The organism is Streptomyces iconiensis (assembly GCF_028657195.3).
Classification (GTDB): Bacteria; Actinomycetota; Actinomycetes; order Streptomycetales; family Streptomycetaceae; genus Streptomyces; species Streptomyces iconiensis.
Genome location: NZ_JANCPR020000019.1, coordinates 16,193 through 31,878 on the forward strand (window position 1 = coordinate 16,193; position 15,686 = coordinate 31,878).

Below are 15,686 nucleotides of genomic sequence, written 5' to 3' on the forward strand. Positions count from 1 at the left end.
GCGATGTCCCGCTGGTGGGCGATGCCACGCTCGTGGCGATGCGGGGGCACCGGCACGGGGGACGTTCGCGTCACCGCCGTCAGGCTGGTGACGCGTCCGCCTTCGAGGCGGTCATGGCCAGGACCGGTTCCCACGCAGCGGACCCGGGAGGTGTTGACATTGACCATACGGCCAATATTATTGACCGTATGGTCAACAGCATTGGGGCACCAGCACACGCACCTCATCGGCTCGGTGCCGTCAGCGCACTGGTGTGGAGCTACGTCGCAGCCATGGCCGCAACCGTCGTGGCGCTGGCGCTCCTGGCGTTCACGGCCCCCGGGCAGGCGACCGAGGAGGCATGGGGGCACGCCGTGATCGTCATGCTCTTCGCGGTCCTCCTTCTGGTGCGTCTCCGTTCGGCCCGGTCGGGCAGCACCAGGGCGGTACGGGCACTCGGCGTCATCGCTGCGGCGCTGCTCGTCGTGAACCTGGTGGAAGCCGCCCTGCCGGACGTCTTCCCGGAGTGGATGCGGGTCGAGATGGTGGCGATCGCTCTCTGGATGGCGGCACTGATCATCCTGGTCCGCCGTTCGGCACGCCGCTGACCGCGCATCGACTCCCCAGGAATGGTGCTGTGAACACACCCCGCTCAGAGCCTCGCCCGCGCACCCGCCAGCGCCTCAGCGAGGAAGTACGTCGGACACAGATCATCAAGGCCACCATCGCGGTGGTCGCCGAACTCGGCTACGAGAGTGCCTCTTTGGCCCGGATCGCCGAGCGGGCGGAGGTCTCCAAGGGCCTGGTCTCGCACTACTTCACGGACAAGGACCACCTGATGGAAACGGCCGCCAGGACCACCCTGGCGACCATGAGGCAGACCGTCGCAGACTCTCTCGTCCTGACCGATCCGATCCCCGAGGTCATCCGTGCCGCGATTCACCGTGCGGCCAGTCTGGGTACGACGCACCAGGCCGAGCTGACCGCGATGCGGCAGATCAGCACCAACCTGCGTCACGCCGACGGCACCCCACGGCTCGGCCTCAGCGACTACGAGCAGACCTACCAAGGCCAGGAAGCCCTGTTCCGGCGCGGTCAGGAAGAGGGCACACTCCGCGACTTCGACACCCGGGTCATGGCGGTCACCTACCAGGGAGCCATCGACACGATGCTCACCTATCTCCACGGCCGTCCCGAGGCCGACGTCCACCACTACGCGGACACCCTCGCCGACCTCATCGTCGCGGCCATCAGCCTCCCTCAAACGGCCACTCGCCACCCTTCGACCAGCTAGAGCCCGATCAAAGAGACACCCTCCGGCTGTCCCGTCGGCGCGAGTCCGCGCGGGAGACGGCCGCTGTGGTCCCGCAGCCCGGGACGGCTCGCTGACCCGCAGCACCGTGCGGCCGGCCGTCGAAGTCGGGGCTGCGGCCCGAGTGGCAGGACCCGTATCGCGGCGTACGCGTCGCCGCCCTCAACGGCCGGGATGCCGGACCGTGTTCGGGGTCCGGCTCTGTCGGAACACGGCGGGACACGGTCTGGGCGCGTGCTGCGCGCTCAGTTCGTCCACGGCGCTGACGGCAAGGCCGGGAACGTCGAGAGCGCGAACGCCGTGCGCGATGCCCTGAAGCAGCAGCTCTGCTCCCGGGGCTGTGAAAACCCCTGGCCCCTCTCGGAGTTGACTTCCACGCGCGGCAGAGTGCGTTACTCCTGCCGGCATCGGCGGCAACCGGGCCCGTTCGCCACCGGTCGCGGGCCGGTGATCGCGGGCCGGTACGCCCGCTTCTCGGGCTTCGCCCGGGCCGCCGTGCACTCCGGGAACGGATACGACCGCGCCACGCCGCTGACCCTGCGGCCCCAGGTGCACCCACTCGCGCGGGCCTGGCCGAACGGGCGGACGGGCGGACGGGCGGACGGGATCGAACTGCACGGCGCCACTGGCACGGAGTGCACCGGCCGCCTGGGGGGCTCCCAGTTGGGCCACTTCACAGTCACCTGCGTCGCGGATGCCGGGCTGCGTCTGCTCCGCGCTCAGCGATTGCACGGCCCATACGGATCAGCAGTCAGCGCGTCTCATCCGTCTTCCGTCCGGAGGTGCGCCCCGGGCGGCGGGGCGGGGGAATCGAACCGTAGGGGGCCCACCGAGCCACGGCGCGGGCGATGCCCCGTGCCTCAACGCCGGCCTGGTACAGCGCTCCGCTCAATGGATTACTGAAACCGGTGAAGTAGAGATGGGGCGCTGTCGCGCACGTCTGAGGTCCGCGCACGAGGGGGTACCCAGCGTCGTTGAGGACTGAGGGGGCAGCGAGCAGGCTTCCCAGTTGGGGGCGGTAGCCGGTTGCGGCGATCACGACGTCTGGGGTCAGCCGGGTGCCGTCGGCCAGGGCGACGTGCGATCCGTCGAACCCCTCGACCGCGGCGACCGGCTGCACCCGCCGCGACCGCACGGCGGCGACGAATCCGTGGTCCAGTACCGGATTGACGCCCTCCGCCTCGTTTCGGCTGAACGCGCCGGAGCGAGGAAGGGGAATGCCGAAGGACGTCAGATCCGGTACGGCACAGCGCTGCGTCAGCAAGGACGAGCGGTCGCGCCATGCCGTGGGCAGGAACTCCGTCAGCCGCCCGGCCACATGACCACGGCTGGAGCTGCGCGGCAGGATGTTCGGCGGCGTCCGCAGTGAGAGCCACACCCGGCGCGCGCCGTGCTCGCTCAGTACGGCCGCGATCTCGGTGCCGCTGTTCCCCGCCCCCACCACCAGCACCGTGCGCCCCTGGTAGGGAAGGGGATTGCGGTAGTCGGCGGCGTGCAGCAGCGCCCCCGAGAATCCCTCACGGCCGGGCCACTGCGGCATGTACGGCGTATGGCATCGCCCCGTGGCGACCACCACCGCACACGCCGTGAGCGTGCCGCCGGAGGTGTGGACCCGCCACGGGGCGTTGTGCTCGCCGTCGTGGGGTTCGATCCGGTGCACCACGGTGTTCAGACGCACGTCGAGCCTGTGGTGGGCGCGGTAACGCTCCAAGTAGCGCACGAAGTCGTCGCGTCCCACCCACGCCCCGCACCGCCGGGGCAGACGCAGGCCGGGCAGGTGAGAAGACCCGCGCGTCGTGTGCAGCTGCAGATGGTCGTAGCGCCGTGCCCAGCTCGCCCCCACACGCTCGGCGCGTTCCAGGACCGTTACGGGCACTGCCGCACGGCGCAATATCGCTGCGGCTGCCAGGCCGCTGGGGCCGGCGCCGATGACAGCGACGGGAGGAAAGGGCGTAGTGACATAAGCCGAGTGGTTCATCGCGCGCAGAGTAGGCCGCTCCGTGCCCCTCGCAGGGTGGCTGCGGAGACGACGTAGCTGTCCCGGAGAGGCGAGAACATGCGGCCCCCGCGGGAGCTCCCACCCATCTCCGGGCGGCCGGCAGTTCACCGACCCGCTGCGAGACGTACCCGATCAGGTGACCCCACGATCACGCCGCTCGCCAACCCATGACCAGCCGCTACCGGGAGTACCGCCGCCCGCTCATGGAGCGACTGCCCGAACTGACCCGGTCCCCCGTGGTCTTCGGCGAGTGGGCCGAAATCCGCGCCGACTACGCCGTCCACGCGCGTCGTTGACACTCCGCAGCCCGCACCCGCCTGGCCTCCTCCCGAAGGAGGCGGCAGCGGCCCGTGGCGCGGTCCCGGCACACCAACAGCAGGTTGAGCGTGATCGAAGAAGAAAAGGACCACACCTCCCCCGCAGAGAAGCCGTCAGGGGAACTGCACGGTCGAACCGCTCTCATCACCGGCGCCACCTCCGGCATCGGCCTGGAGGCCGCCCGCCTGTTCGTCCGCCAAGACGCGAACGTCATCGTCTCCGGGCCGTAGCGCCGAACGCGGCGCCAGGGCGCTCGCCGACCTGCCGAACGGGCCCGACACCGGGGCGCTTCGTAGCGGCCGACCTCGGGGGCCTCGACTCGGGCAGCGCCCTGGCGGAGCAGGCCGGCCCGGTCGACGTCCTCGTCAACAACGCGTCCGTCTCCCCCGCCGCCCCGACAGCCGAACAGAGCATCGGGGTAGTCGTAGCCTTTGTCTCCGTGGAGCTTGGCAGGCCGTCGGCCGACCTCCCGGTCACCGTGCCGCCGCCGGCCACCGCCCTGCGGACGTTCCGGAGCCGGTGGGACCACCCGCTCGGACAAACTCCCACAGGTCGTCCGCCACCATCCGCTCAACGAGCGATGCAGTCACCGGTCCAGACAGCCGCAAGATCGCACCGAACGAAATGACGTCCAAAGCCGCTATCGACGCGCTGCTTGGAACGCGGCGCATTGGAGAATCCACGGACTCACGTACGGGGCGGTTCAAAGACGATCACTCAGGGCACGGTGATGACGATCTTCCCGCGTGCGTGGCCTGCGGCGCTGACGTCATGGGCCGCGGCGGTCTCCTTCAGCGGGAACGTGGCGTGCAGGGGGACGGTGAGGCGGCCCTGATCGGCCAGGTCCGCCGCCAACTGCAGCCCTGCCCAGCCCGGTGACTCTCCTGCCTCCGAGCGGGCGAACCGTACGCCGTGCCGAGCGGCGTCGAAGTCCGCGATGGTCACCACGCGGTGCGGGTCGCCGACGATGGCCACCAGTTCGGCGAGGGAGCCCTTGCCGGCCGCGTCCAGAACCACGTCGACACCGCGCGGAGCCAGGGCGGCAACGCGTTCGGCCAGGCCCGGGCCGTAGGTGACCGGTACGACGCCGAGCCCCTCAAGAAAGCCGTGATTGCCCTCGCTGGCGGTGCCGATCACGGTGAGGCCGCGGGCCAGGGCGAGTTGCGCGGTGAGGGTACCGACACCGCCGGCGGCACCCTCGATCAACAAGGTCATGCCCTCGGCGGCGTCCAAGGCTTCCAGCACACGCGTGGCCGTGTCGATATTGCCCGCGGCGCCACCCGCTTCCCCGAAGGACCACGACCGGGGCTTGGGCGCCCACGCCTCCAGCACGGCGTACTCGGCCGCGCCGCCGCCCTGGTCCACGAAGGGAACGAGGCCGAAGACCGCATCCCCCACGGCGGTGCCGGTCACCCCCTCCCCCACCTCGTCGACGATGCCCGCGGCGTCCATGCCTGGTATGTGGGGCAAGCCCAGGGAGACGAAGTCCTGCAACATCCCTGAACGCAGGTACCAGTCGGCGGGGGTGACACCGGTGGCACGCACGGCGATGCGGACCCGGCCGGGCCCGGCGTGCGGCTCCTCGACCTCTTCGACGGCAAGAACCTCGGAACCGCCATAGCGGTGGTACTGCACAGCAAACACGGACAGCCTCCATACACACGGCACGTCATTCGACAGGAGAACCCACAGCCGCTCACCTACGCGGCCGGGAGCCGACCGCGGAAGCCCGCAGCCTCACGTCACGCTAACCGGCTAAACGGTCGACCTCTTCCGTTTGTGCTTAAGTGGGAGACATGCCTGACCGACTGTCTCGGAACCCGTCCACTTCCCCCGCCGGCGCCCCCGCCCCGGGGCAGCGAGCCGACGCCCGGAACAACCGTGCTCGGCTCCTCCAGGCCGCTCGCGACGCGTACGCCCTCGACGGCACCGGCGTGCCCTCCAGCGCAATCGCCCGCCGAGCCGGTGTGGGCGCCGCCACCCTCTACCGGCACTTCCCGACACGCGACGCGCTGATCTCGGCCGCGTTCTCCGAACAACTCGGCCAGTGCGTTGCGGCCGTCGACGAGGCCCTCAACGACGACGATCCCTGGCGCGGACTTCGCACCGTCCTCACCGAGGTGTGCCGGATGCAGGCCGAGGACCGCGGCTTCAGTGCCGCGTTTCTCACCGCATTCCCCGACGCGCCCGACGTCCAGCGCGAACGTGCCCGCGCGGAGTCGCGCCTCGCCCGGCTGGTACAGCGTGCGAAGGACACCGGGCAGTTGCGCAAGGACTTCGACAGCAGCGACATCACACTGCTGTTCCTGGCCAACAACGGCGTCCTGCGGGACTCCCCGGCGGCCTCCATGGCCGCGTCCCGCCGCCTGCTCGCCTACTTCCTCCAGTCCTGTCGGCCGACGGACGACACACCGCTGCCCGAACCCGCACCACTCCGCCTCGACGACCTGTACAGGGCACCGCGTCGAACGGGATGACCGGATTGCCGAAGACAAGTTCCCTGATCCGGTGGCTGATCGGCATGTGGACCTCAGCTGTCATGAGTTCGCGGTGGTCGTGAGCCGGTCGCCGAGTGCGCTTCGCCGGTACAGCACATGCCGACCGTCACGTGTCCGGGTGACCAGTCCTGTGGAGTGCAGGACGCGCAGGTGTTGGGAGACAGCGCTTGGGGTGACCCTGAGGCGGCGGGCGAGCTCTACGGTGGGCAGCGGCTCTTCCAGGAGGCCGAGCAGTCTCGCTCGGGATGAACCGAGCAGAGACACCAGGGCCGTTGTGTCGACGGTCGGTATCTCCGAGCCCCACAGCGTGGCCACTCCCCGGCTGGGATAGACGAGGCTCGGCGGCTCGTCCGGGCTCACAGGCGGCGCGGGCTTGTGTGCGAACACGGACGGCAGGAGCAGCAGCCCCCGGCCGGATGCCGCAACCCGGTTCCTGCTGATCATCTTGTGGATGTACAGCTCTCCGTCTTGCCAGCGCAGGTTCGGGTGCATGTCGGCGAACAGCAGTCGGGCGCCCCCCAGGGCGAGCTGGCGGGCGCGGTAGGTCATGTCGGCTTCCAGCACCAGCCGCATCTGCTCCCACACCGGCTCGATGGCCACCTCCCAGTACTGCCGCAGGAGATCGCAGATGGCGTCGCGGAGTCTGGCGACAGGTGCGTCTTCGGCTGCGGTGGCGTCGCGGAGCGCTTCGGGAAGAGGGTCGGGCGCGTGCGCGAGCAGCAGGTCGTGGCGGACTCGCGCGCAGGGCGCCTGACGGACGGCGAAGAGTTCTTCTTCGAAGGCCGGCGCGAAGCTCGCGGGATTCGGGGTCAGGAAGTCGGGGAGGGTACGCCGCTGGGCGACCAAGGACATCAGCAGACCGGTGTCGAGCGTGCCGAGCCTGCCAAGTACGGACCTGCGCCAGGGCAGATGCAGCGCCGACAGACCCGGATCCTGCAGCACCCGCAGGCTGAACAGGGTCTCGTGCAGGGGCGAGAGGGCGAAGGAGGTGTCCGCGAGGTCCTCGACGCCAAGCACAAAGCTGATCATTAAGCCATACGCTACATCGATTGGCGACGCAACGCCGATGCCGTGGACTTCCTCCCATGACACCCACAACTCATGTGCGGCGGACGGCGGTTGTCACCGGCGCTGCCCGCGGTATCGGCGCCGCTGTCGCCAGGCGCCTGGCAGGCGACGGCTTGGCGGTCGGCGTGATCGATCTGGACGAGACGGACTGCGCCGATACCGTGGAGGCCATCACAAGTGTCGGCGGCTCAGCGCTGGCCGTCGCCGCCGATGTCGCCGACGAGGCCGCGGTCACTGCGGCCGTCGCCCGGATCGCCGCCACGTTCGGACCGCCGATGGTGCTGGTCAACAACGCCGGCATCGGACCCCGTGCTGACCTCGTGGACATGACCACGCAGCAGTGGGAGACGGTCCTGGGGATCAACCTCAGCGGCCCCTTCTTCGCCACCCGGGCCGTCTGCTCGCACATGGTGACGGCCGGGTGGGGACGCATCGTCAACATGTCGAGCGTCTCCGCTGTCGGTGATGCCGGCCGCGTCGACTACGCCAGCGCGAAGGCGGGTGTGCTCGGGTTCACCAAATCCCTCGCTCTCCAGCTCGGCCCGCATGGCGTGACCGCGAACGCCATCGCGCCGGGATTCGTCGTGAGCGACATGACCAGGGCCTCGGCCCGGCGGCTCGGCCTGAGCTTCGAGGAGTTCCGGCACAGAGCGGAGCAGTCCATCCCGGTCGGCCGGGTGGGCCTGCCTGACGACATCGCACATACCGCCTCCTTCCTCGTAAGTCCCGGCGCGGGGTTCGTCTCCGGCCAGGTCATCTACGTCGCCGGCGGGCCGGTGGACTGAAGGATGAGCCGCCGGATGACCCTGCTCCTCGCTGTCACCTGCGCCGTGGCAGTGGGCAACATCTACTTTCCGCAGGCCATCGGTCCGCTGGTCGCCGCCGGGCTGCACGTGTCGCCCGATTCGGCCGCTGCGGTGGTGACCGCCACACAGATCGGCTACACGGCCGGGATGGTCCTGCTGGTGCCGCTCGGCGACCGGCTCCCGCACCGCTCGTTCCTCGTCGTCCTCCTCGCCCTGACCGGCCTGGCACTGCTCGCAGCGGGTTGCGCACCGGCTCTGCCTGCCCTCATTGCCGCCAGCACCCTTGTCGGTCTGACCACCGTGGGCGCGCAGATCGTTGCCCCCATGGCGGCTGGTCTCGTGGCCGCCGACCGCCAAGGAGCGGTGATCGGCACCCTGCTGAGCGGATCGACCGGCGGCATGCTGCTGGCCCGGACCTTCAGCGGCACGCTCGGTGAGTGGCTGGGCTGGCGGGCTCCCTACCTGGTCGCCGCGGTCCTGGCCCTGATCCTCGCCACCGTCTTGGCGTTCGCGGTGCCGACCACAACCCCGTCCTCCCGCCAGCCGTACACAGCGCTACTGGCCGAGCCGCTGCGCCTGCTGCGCACCGAGCCTGACCTGCGCCGTTCGTGCTTCTACCAGGCAACCGTCTTCGCCGGGTTCTCCGCGGTCTGGACCTGCCTGGCGCTCCTGCTCGCCGGACCGGCCTACGGGCTGGGTGCCCAGGCGGTAGGAATGATCGCCCTGGTCGGCGCGGCGACCATGGTCTCCGCTCCGCTCACCGGCCGCCTGGTGGACCGCTACGGCCCCGACCCAGTGAACCTGGTCTGCATGCTTGGCGTCCTCATCTCGGCCGCGATCCTCACCATCGGTATCCGGGGCGGCACGCTGGGCCTGGCCTCCCTGACACTCGGCACGCTGCTCCTCGACACCGCGATGCAGTCCGGCATGGTCGCCAATCAGGTCCGCGTCTACGCCCTGCGCGTCGACGCCCGCAGCAGGCTCAACACCGCCTACATGACCTGCGCCTACCTGGGCGGCAGCGCAGGTTCCTGGCTCGGGACGCGCGTCTGGAGCCAGGTCGGCTGGTGGGGCGTGTGCGTGCTCGTCGCGCTGCTTGCCACCCTCGCCCTGGCCCGCCACCTACTGGCGCTGTACACGTTCGAGAAAGGCCCGGCCAGGAACCGTGCGGCGAATGCGGATGGCCACGGCCACCTCCCTGGCACTGGTGGAAATGATCAGACACCGTGCGGCGCCTCCGTTACTCGGCCTCGCCGTCGCCTGACTCGTCGTGGGCGTCGGAGTCACACAACGGGCGCAGGCCAGGCGCCGCGGGCCGGGTGAGGGCATAGCGGACGAGGAAGCTTTTGTGGTCGTACTGGGGCGGGGAGAGCCGGGCCGGACACGCACGCCCACTCATATAGGAGCTGGAGGTCAGACATGCGACGTAGGAGTTCCTGCAACTTTGGGCTGCGCCATCTCCACCTGCTGTGGTGGTCCACTCGGCGCCACCACCATCGACACCGCTCCCGTCTCTGCCGCCACCGCCGGCACGTCTACGCCGACGCCAGACAATAAACAGAAGCGGACAGCGGCTATCTACGGCTGCCGTCCATGAGTTTCGATTATGCTTCGAGCGCGCTGCAGATATGTCCGCTTCTGATGTCTCAGGGTGCTGAAATATTTCTCATTGTCTCGAATGTACTTGAGTTGGATCTTGCTTTCTTCCCTGACCCAGCCTGACACCAAGTTGGTGCGACGCTTGCATGCGACGTCGCCCTCGGCGACGCGAATCTCTCGTGTTGAGGGTTTCTTTGTCTTGGACCAGGCACGGGAGGTGGCCGCATCGTAGGGATCAGAGTAAGCAAAACCCTCTCCCTTCATGCAGTCAGACCATTTGCGGATCAGCGAGGAAACGGCTCCAGTCTCCTGAGATTCTTCAAGCCCTTTTGCGCTGAGTTTATTAAATAGGGGCTGGTCCATCTCAATCCCGTCCCACATCCTATTATAGGTAGTTTCCCAGCAACCCTTGCCGTCTTCCAGGGCGGCTGCGCGGGCGTTGGGGCTGAGATGTTTTTCCCGCTGTTCTCTACGCTCGGCCACCACGGTAGGGGCCAGGATCTCCGGGACGGAATGATAGCCGTACCGCGACGCAATCGTCTTCTCGATCACGCCGTATCGCCGGCGGTTCCTCCAGTCGCCGAACTTTGGCCGCTCTATTTCGCTCCATTCAAACCCTTTGGCTTCCATGCAGCGTTCGACAAGAAGGTCCTGGGCACCTTCGGCGTAGTAAATCTCATCGACGGAAAGCTCATAGTCATCGAATGGAAGTTTCAGGGCGAGCACTTGTGATGACGGTGCAGGGGCGTCCGCCTCGGACACGGGCCCATGTCCACGATCCGATGCCGACGAACACCCCGTCGCCATCAGCACCGCAGCAGTGGGCGCTATTCGCTGAAACAGCCTGTGCATATGTCACCCTCCGCATGAAAGTGGTGGCATCGGCGTTTCACCGATGCCACCACCTCACGACCTTACAGGAACTTCACACAGCTAGTGTCATTGTCGAACCCATTGTTACCGAACGACGAGTCCCGCGAGTTGGGCTTCGCGGTGTAGTTGTCGCCGGTGCAGGACGTACCCTTGTCCCAAAGGCCAACATAGTGATTCCGGAAGTTCTTCATCGAGCTGGCTGAGTTCTGCATACTGTCCCCGTTGTCCCACTTATTGCCGGACAGTTCATGGTCGCCGCTGGTGAATGCGCGCGTACCGCCGCCATAGTTGTTGTTCTGGAAGAGCTGGAAGGTCTCTGCCTTCAGTTCCACATCGGCGCTAGCCGCCGGAGCGAAGCCGATGGTGCCCGCGGCACAAACGGCCAGCAGGCCGAGCGGGAGTGCGATCTTACGCTTCATGGTTTCTCCAATCGAATGGGATGCGATTGGGCGCAGGTCAACCTGTTGCACAAACACCAGGCGGCAATTAGCGAAGCCGGCCGACGTCCTGAGTGCCCGATGAGGCAACCACATGGCACGAATATTCGTCAACGTCCGAATAAGCCTACGAATTCGAATGAAATATTGCAGTTTGTGAATGTATGATCCTGATTTCATGATTCGCGCGGCCGATACGCCAGGCACTGCTGGCGGAACCATGCAGTTACCTTTCGGTTAGCAGGGTGATCTCCGATGCAGCGATTGGGCTCTGAGCAGTGGCTACGCCACACCGCCCTCGGGTGGGCCGAGCCGACGGGGGCCCGAGCGGAGGGCTGCCGCATCGGGGTGCAGGACCTGTGTCCGTTCAGGCAGCGGTCTCGGGGGTGCGGCCGTGACCGGCACAGGCCCCCTAGGTCGCTGCGGGCCGGGTGACGAACACTGGCCCAGCCGTAGTCAGCCTGACCGGTGCTCCGCTCCCGGGCATGGCCATGGCATGGCGGCTTCTTTCCATCTGAGTGAGCTCTCTCAGCGTGCGCCTCGGATCGGTGGTGGGGACCCTGTCCGCAACAACGAGGCTCCCGTGCCGTTGAGGGAAGTGTTCGAAGCCTCAACACATCAGCGCAGGAGCCTCGTTGGTTCTCGCCCCTGCCGCCGAGTGGGGTCACCATGCTCATCGTCATCCGCGAGGATGACCGCCGCTGCAAGCTCCCGCCCCACCGGCGTGCGCCGGTCGGCCTGGTGCACGTCCGGGCGGAGCCAATGGCTGACGTCGACCGCGAGGACCAGGCACCCGTCGGCGACCTGCGGCTGCGGCAGGCCGACCAGCACCTGCCGCAGCCGGACCACATCAACGTTCCCGCGCTTCAACGCGTCGTTCATGGCGCCGATCCGCGCCGATGTCAGGCCACCAGAGTGAGGTCCACCGGGGTGACCCCGACCCGTCGGCGCACTGCAACGGGGACGTCTACGCCCTCGAATGTCCGCCCGCCGTACTGTTCCAGACCGGGCTGGTCCTTGAGGGTCTCGTTGACCGACTCGATCAGCTGCCGGACGATCCGACCGGCCGCTCCCGCAAGTGAGCCGGCTCCTGCCTCGTCAGCCGGGCCGGGTGCGCCAACGTTCCGTTCTCGGCAGAGACCGCGTCGTCAGCGTCCTACGAGGAGTGCGGGCGCTGTCCTGACGTTCTCACCGGCGATCCGATGCGGCAGGTTGAGCATGCGGTCCGCCCGCCGGGGATGGACCGGGGCCGGCCTTATCGAGGGGTTCGGCAGGTCTGCAGATATGCGGTGGTCATTGTGACGATCTGGTTGGTCAGGTGGGCGGTGTCGAGGTGGTGGCTGCGGCTGGTGAAGCGGTGAGTCAGTGACTCGATGGTGGCCAGCACCATGCGAGCGGCCAGCTCTGGCTGGTCGACGTGCATCTCGGGGTCGGAGCGCAGCAGCGCGGCGGCCGTTTCCACCGCGTCCTGCTCCACCTGCCGGAAACGGGCCAGCAGTTGCGGCGGCCGAGGGGCTTCCTCGAACAGCACCTGGTGCAGTCGTGGGTTGTCGGCGTGCAGCCGGATCACTGCCGAGGTCAGTTCCGGCAGCCATTCCCGCGCCGGCCTGGGCCGGCTCAGACACGCTTCTACCGCCTCGGCGGTCTGCTCAAGGTGCGCCTGGGCGAGCACCACGAGGATGGCGTCCTTGTTGGGGAAGTACTGGTAGAGCGAGCCGATCGACAGCCCGGCCGCCGCGGCGATCCGGTCCGTGGTCCCGGCGGCATAGCCATACTCGGCGAAAACGCGAGCCGCTCCGGTCACGATCCGCTCCCTGGTGCGCCAGGAACGCCGCTGGACCGGTGTCTTCCTGGGCTGGTACCCGGACGACGAGCGGGGCATCGGGGCCTCCGAAGGCGAGTACCGAAAGCGAGGAATCCCTCGTAGCCTACCCGGGCGTCCAAGAACCCCCGGGAGGTACCCAGATGGCCACCCCGCACACCCACCCAGCAGCCGGCCTGTCCCCCGCGCCGTGGCTTGCCGCCGCGCCCTTTCTGCTGCCCTACCTGGTCTACGTGCTACACACCCTTGAGGAATTGCAGGGCTTCGCCGCCTGGGCTTCGGAGCACTTCGGCCCGGAGACCACCGGCACGTTCGCCGCGTACCACATCCCGCTGATGCTGCTGGTGCTCCTCACTTCCTGGCGGGCCGTGCTGGCCGGCCGGCACGGCGGCTGGGTGGTCATGGCCGCCGCCTTCCAGTGGCAGTTCGCCGTCAACGCCCTCTTCCACCTGACCGCCTGGATAGCGCTGGGCGACTACGCCCCCGGGGCGGTCACCGGGGCGGTGGTATCGATCCCGGCCACGGTGTTCTTCTTCATCTGGATCCGTCGTCAGCGCCGGGCCACCGTCGCTGAACTCACCCTCGCGGCGGTCATCGGCACGCTCATCGCCGCCCTTGCCATCGGATTCTTGTTCCTCTAGCGCAACGCGGACAGGGGCGCCGAACGGGACGACAACGAGGGCGACCCCCGCAGGTCCTCCACGCGGCGGACCGCTCCGCACCCGGTGGCGGCGGGGCTGGTCGGTTCCCACCCCTTGGGAGAGGTTCCAACCCCTTGGGAGAAGAGTCCTCGTGCCGTGACGGAAGTGACAGCATTACGGGAGTTGAGCCAGAACCGAGAAAGGACGGGGGGCAGATGGCCTCTCTCGGGCAAGCCGTGGTCGTGGACCGGGTGGTGAGCGAGGAGGCCCAGCCACGGCGTGGGCCGGGCAACTTCGTGGTGCGTACGCTTGCCGACCGCGCCCTGGAGATGGGCTCTGTTCCCGGCGTTCCCGGCGTTCCCGGCGTTCCCGGCGCGACCAACGCCGGGCGCGCGCTGTACGAGACACGGGGCTGGAAGAAGCACACGACGCTGGCGAGTGCGTCTACCGGCCCTGAAGCGGGAGCATCGGCTGTGCGAAGGGTGGCCGATCGTACCGCTTCAACCAGGCCGCGTAGCGTTTCCCTGCTCGACAGTGCGCGACGATGAGAGTGGAAAAGTGAGCACGGCGCAGCCGGCCCGCATCTACCGCGCCAGCGGGTGACCAGCGCCTCAACGTCCTCGGCCTCGCACCTGAAAGTGCCCACGACACCGCGCGGCTCGCAATCGGTTCGTCCCCGCCCTCTGGAAAGCACTCGAAGGAGGAACCGGCGGTCAGCTCCCCGTCTTCGCTGCCGACCGCTTGCTCAAGGACTGCTTCCGCTGGTGGTTCCCGCTCGACTCGGGATGGTCGAGGACATCGGCGAGGGGTGCGCTCCGTCTGGAGGGAACGGACTGATCCGGAACGGTGCCGACCCGGCTCGCCGAGTCGGTGTGTCGTCTTCCCACGGTTTCGGCGTGGGATGAAAACGCCTCGGCGGCGGGGGCCTGAAGCGTGCGGCATACGTGTCAGCCTCGCCCAGGCCCCGCGCCGCCGAGCACTTACTACTCCTTGCCGGCGCGGTCCTGGAGGACCTCACCGAGGACGAAGAAGGCGTTGAGCGCGGCGGGGAATCCGGCGAAGACGGCCATCTGCGTGATCGTTTCGACGATCTCCTCCTTGGTGTTCCCCGCGTTGAGAGCGCTGTCGATATGGGTCTTCAGCTGAAGCGGGGCAGTGCTCATCGCGGTCAGACCGGCCACGGTCAGCAGTTCACGGGTCTTGACGTCCAGGCCGGGCCGGGTGAACACGTCACCGAGGGTGAACTCGATGAGGAGGTCCGCGAAGCCCGGGGCGATGGCTTCGAGAGCGTCGAACGACGCCTCGCCGGCCGAATCCTGGTGCAGGTTGTTGTAGTAGGCGATGCCCCGCTGGAAGCGCTCGCTCTTGACCTGGGTCTGGTCCGTCATGTCAGTTCCTTCGTTCTTGGTTCGCGCTGGGCCGCCTCACGGGGAGGGCACGGCCGTTGTCCGGAGGTACGCGTTCGTGTTCGCTTCCGTATGCCCACAACGCTAAAACCTGACGTCGACGTCAGATGCAAATCGAAGAGAGAGGGATCGAAAAGAGAGAAAGAGAGGGGAAGGAGAGCCCTGCCTGCCGCAGCGCTCAACACGGCGCACAGCTCGATGACGCGGAACGCGCGCCCACCCGCTCCATCCGGCGCGGGCCCGCCGACGGCTCCGACGCACTCGCCTGCCCCCGCGCCCGCCGCGCCACCCCGCGGTGAACGCCGCACCGCGGCCTGCGATGGCCCGGACGCCGTCACCGCCGGTCCGGCCTTCGTCCGCAACGGCCACACGGACCTGCGTCGCAACGCCGCACGGACCTGCTCGCCGCCAACCCGCCGACCCCCGCCTTCTACGGCGACATCTACGCCGCCCCGGAAACCGGACAGACCTCGCCCGCTTCCCCTTCCCCGACCCCGCTTCCCGGCGCTTGCACCCCGATTGGGAGCAAGCAGCCGACGTCGCGGGCGCCATCCTGCGCACCGAGGCCGGCCGCAATCCCTATGACCAGGAGTTGCCGGGACCTCGTCGGGGAGCTGTCCGTCGCTGTCCATCCGCAGCGACGGGTTCCGCACCCGCTGGTCACCCACGACGCCCGCCATCACGGCACGGGCACGTCCGCCATCACGCACCGGCACCGGCACCGGCACCGGCACCAAACGCTTCCGCCACCACGCCGTCGGTGACCTCCCTCTCGCCTACGAAAGGCTGGAGACGGCCGCCGACCCCGGACACGGGAGGGCCCAGGCCAGGCGTAACCGGAAGCTGCAGAAACGGCACGCGCCGACTTCGCCGGCCTACAGCAGCACAGCTCCAGCCCTGAACAGCTAGTCAGCGCTGCACGCCGCCT

At 68.3% G+C, this 15,686-nt stretch carries 16 protein-coding genes and 3 pseudogenes; 10 read left to right on the top strand and 9 right to left on the bottom strand.

What is annotated here, in order from left to right:
- The first annotated feature begins 188 nt into the window (after positions 1-188).
- Positions 189-587 carry a hypothetical protein gene (locus NMN56_RS19785; protein ID WP_274045946.1) on the top strand — a complete coding sequence of 133 codons (399 nt, stop codon included), beginning with the start codon at positions 189-191 and terminating at the stop codon, positions 585-587.
- 29 nt (positions 588-616) lie between these two features.
- Positions 617-1,273, top strand: coding sequence for a TetR/AcrR family transcriptional regulator (locus tag NMN56_RS19790; protein ID WP_274045945.1), 657 nt, complete (start codon positions 617-619; stop codon positions 1,271-1,273).
- Positions 1,274-2,042: 769 nt separating this feature from the next.
- Here NMN56_RS19790 and NMN56_RS19795 read toward each other — a convergent pair.
- The gene (locus tag NMN56_RS19795) at positions 2,043-3,269 is read right to left on the bottom strand and encodes a flavin-containing monooxygenase (protein WP_274045944.1); all 1,227 of its coding nucleotides are present in this window, start codon (positions 3,267-3,269) and stop codon (positions 2,043-2,045) included.
- A 188-nt stretch (positions 3,270-3,457) separates the two neighbouring features.
- Between NMN56_RS19795 and NMN56_RS19800 the strand changes: the two genes are divergently transcribed.
- Complete coding sequence (locus NMN56_RS19800) at positions 3,458-3,586, top strand: hypothetical protein (protein WP_274045943.1); 129 nt, start codon at positions 3,458-3,460, stop codon at positions 3,584-3,586.
- A gap of 90 nt (positions 3,587-3,676) precedes the next feature.
- A complete protein-coding gene (locus NMN56_RS19805; RefSeq protein ID WP_280842883.1) occupies positions 3,677-3,838 on the top strand; it encodes an SDR family NAD(P)-dependent oxidoreductase in 162 nt (53 codons plus the stop codon).
- A 233-nt stretch (positions 3,839-4,071) separates the two neighbouring features.
- Here the strand turns inward: NMN56_RS19805 and NMN56_RS19810 are convergent.
- Positions 4,072-4,198 (bottom strand): annotated as a pseudogene (locus NMN56_RS19810) (IS5/IS1182 family transposase); the annotation flags it as partial.
- A gap of 127 nt (positions 4,199-4,325) precedes the next feature.
- A complete protein-coding gene (locus NMN56_RS19815; RefSeq protein WP_274045942.1) occupies positions 4,326-5,252 on the bottom strand; it encodes an NADP-dependent oxidoreductase in 927 nt (308 codons plus the stop codon).
- A 152-nt stretch (positions 5,253-5,404) separates the two neighbouring features.
- On the opposite strand from NMN56_RS19815, the gene NMN56_RS19820 reads away from it, so the two are divergent.
- A complete protein-coding gene (locus NMN56_RS19820) occupies positions 5,405-6,085 on the top strand; it encodes a TetR/AcrR family transcriptional regulator (protein ID WP_274045941.1) in 681 nt (226 codons plus the stop codon).
- Between the two features lie 60 nt (positions 6,086-6,145).
- Here NMN56_RS19820 and NMN56_RS19825 read toward each other — a convergent pair whose 3' ends face one another.
- Positions 6,146-7,135, bottom strand: a complete 990-nt coding sequence (locus tag NMN56_RS19825) for an ArsR/SmtB family transcription factor (protein ID WP_274045940.1) — start codon at positions 7,133-7,135, stop codon at positions 6,146-6,148.
- A gap of 56 nt (positions 7,136-7,191) precedes the next feature.
- Between NMN56_RS19825 and NMN56_RS19830 the strand changes: the two genes are divergently transcribed.
- Both NMN56_RS19830 and NMN56_RS19835 read left to right on the top strand, forming a co-directional pair.
- The gene (locus NMN56_RS19830; RefSeq protein ID WP_274045939.1) at positions 7,192-7,959 is read left to right on the top strand and encodes an SDR family NAD(P)-dependent oxidoreductase; all 768 of its coding nucleotides are present in this window, start codon (positions 7,192-7,194) and stop codon (positions 7,957-7,959) included.
- A gap of 15 nt (positions 7,960-7,974) precedes the next feature.
- The gene (locus NMN56_RS19835; protein WP_274045938.1) at positions 7,975-9,303 is read left to right on the top strand and encodes an MFS transporter; all 1,329 of its coding nucleotides are present in this window, start codon (positions 7,975-7,977) and stop codon (positions 9,301-9,303) included.
- A 255-nt stretch (positions 9,304-9,558) separates the two neighbouring features.
- Here the strand turns inward: NMN56_RS19835 and NMN56_RS19840 are convergent, their stop codons facing one another.
- Both NMN56_RS19840 and NMN56_RS19845 read right to left on the bottom strand, forming a co-directional pair.
- The gene (locus tag NMN56_RS19840) at positions 9,559-10,341 is read right to left on the bottom strand and encodes a hypothetical protein (protein ID WP_274045937.1); all 783 of its coding nucleotides are present in this window, start codon (positions 10,339-10,341) and stop codon (positions 9,559-9,561) included.
- Positions 10,342-10,493: 152 nt separating this feature from the next.
- A complete protein-coding gene (locus NMN56_RS19845; RefSeq protein ID WP_274045936.1) occupies positions 10,494-10,871 on the bottom strand; it encodes a hypothetical protein in 378 nt (125 codons plus the stop codon).
- Between the two features lie 687 nt (positions 10,872-11,558).
- On the opposite strand from NMN56_RS19845, the pseudogene NMN56_RS19850 reads away from it, so the two are divergent.
- A pseudogene (locus NMN56_RS19850) lies at positions 11,559-11,642 on the top strand (IS5/IS1182 family transposase); the annotation flags it as partial.
- A gap of 194 nt (positions 11,643-11,836) precedes the next feature.
- Here the strand turns inward: NMN56_RS19850 and NMN56_RS19860 are convergent.
- Both NMN56_RS19860 and NMN56_RS19865 read right to left on the bottom strand, forming a co-directional pair.
- Positions 11,837-11,944 (bottom strand): annotated as a pseudogene (locus NMN56_RS19860) (IS982 family transposase); the annotation flags it as partial.
- A 200-nt stretch (positions 11,945-12,144) separates the two neighbouring features.
- Complete coding sequence (locus tag NMN56_RS19865) at positions 12,145-12,693, bottom strand: TetR/AcrR family transcriptional regulator (RefSeq protein WP_274045935.1); 549 nt, start codon at positions 12,691-12,693, stop codon at positions 12,145-12,147.
- 161 nt (positions 12,694-12,854) lie between these two features.
- Here NMN56_RS19865 and NMN56_RS19870 point away from each other — a divergent pair, with 161 nt between their 5' ends.
- Positions 12,855-13,352 carry an HXXEE domain-containing protein gene (locus NMN56_RS19870; RefSeq protein WP_274045934.1) on the top strand — a complete coding sequence of 166 codons (498 nt, stop codon included), beginning with the start codon at positions 12,855-12,857 and terminating at the stop codon, positions 13,350-13,352.
- Positions 13,353-14,335: 983 nt separating this feature from the next.
- On the opposite strand, the gene NMN56_RS19875 is transcribed toward NMN56_RS19870, so the two are convergent.
- Positions 14,336-14,740 (bottom strand): carboxymuconolactone decarboxylase family protein, encoded by a 405-nt coding sequence (locus tag NMN56_RS19875; protein WP_274045933.1) that lies wholly within the window; start codon positions 14,738-14,740, stop codon positions 14,336-14,338.
- A 337-nt stretch (positions 14,741-15,077) separates the two neighbouring features.
- Between NMN56_RS19875 and NMN56_RS19880 the strand changes: the two genes are divergently transcribed.
- A complete protein-coding gene (locus NMN56_RS19880; RefSeq protein WP_430542646.1) occupies positions 15,078-15,659 on the top strand; it encodes an MmyB family transcriptional regulator in 582 nt (193 codons plus the stop codon).
- Positions 15,660-15,686: the final 27 nt, after the last annotated feature.

What these genes read in the sequence shown, in the direction of transcription:
- NMN56_RS19830 (WP_274045939.1), top strand. Translation starts at nt 7,192, where the DNA reads ATGACACCCACAACTCATGTGCGGCGGACGGCGGTTGTCACCGGCGCT.
- NMN56_RS19825 (WP_274045940.1), bottom strand. Translation starts at nt 7,135, where the DNA reads ATGATCAGCTTTGTGCTTGGCGTCGAGGACCTCGCGGACACCTCCTTC.
- NMN56_RS19870 (WP_274045934.1), top strand. Translation starts at nt 12,855, where the DNA reads ATGGCCACCCCGCACACCCACCCAGCAGCCGGCCTGTCCCCCGCGCCG.
- NMN56_RS19875 (WP_274045933.1), bottom strand. Translation starts at nt 14,740, where the DNA reads ATGACGGACCAGACCCAGGTCAAGAGCGAGCGCTTCCAGCGGGGCATC.
- NMN56_RS19880 (WP_430542646.1), top strand. Translation starts at nt 15,078, where the DNA reads ATGGCCCGGACGCCGTCACCGCCGGTCCGGCCTTCGTCCGCAACGGCC.
- NMN56_RS19795 (WP_274045944.1), bottom strand. Translation starts at nt 3,269, where the DNA reads ATGAACCACTCGGCTTATGTCACTACGCCCTTTCCTCCCGTCGCTGTC.
- NMN56_RS19835 (WP_274045938.1), top strand. Translation starts at nt 7,975, where the DNA reads ATGACCCTGCTCCTCGCTGTCACCTGCGCCGTGGCAGTGGGCAACATC.
- NMN56_RS19820 (WP_274045941.1), top strand. Translation starts at nt 5,405, where the DNA reads ATGCCTGACCGACTGTCTCGGAACCCGTCCACTTCCCCCGCCGGCGCC.
- NMN56_RS19785 (WP_274045946.1), top strand. Translation starts at nt 189, where the DNA reads ATGGTCAACAGCATTGGGGCACCAGCACACGCACCTCATCGGCTCGGT.
- NMN56_RS19800 (WP_274045943.1), top strand. Translation starts at nt 3,458, where the DNA reads ATGACCAGCCGCTACCGGGAGTACCGCCGCCCGCTCATGGAGCGACTG.
- NMN56_RS19845 (WP_274045936.1), bottom strand. Translation starts at nt 10,871, where the DNA reads ATGAAGCGTAAGATCGCACTCCCGCTCGGCCTGCTGGCCGTTTGTGCC.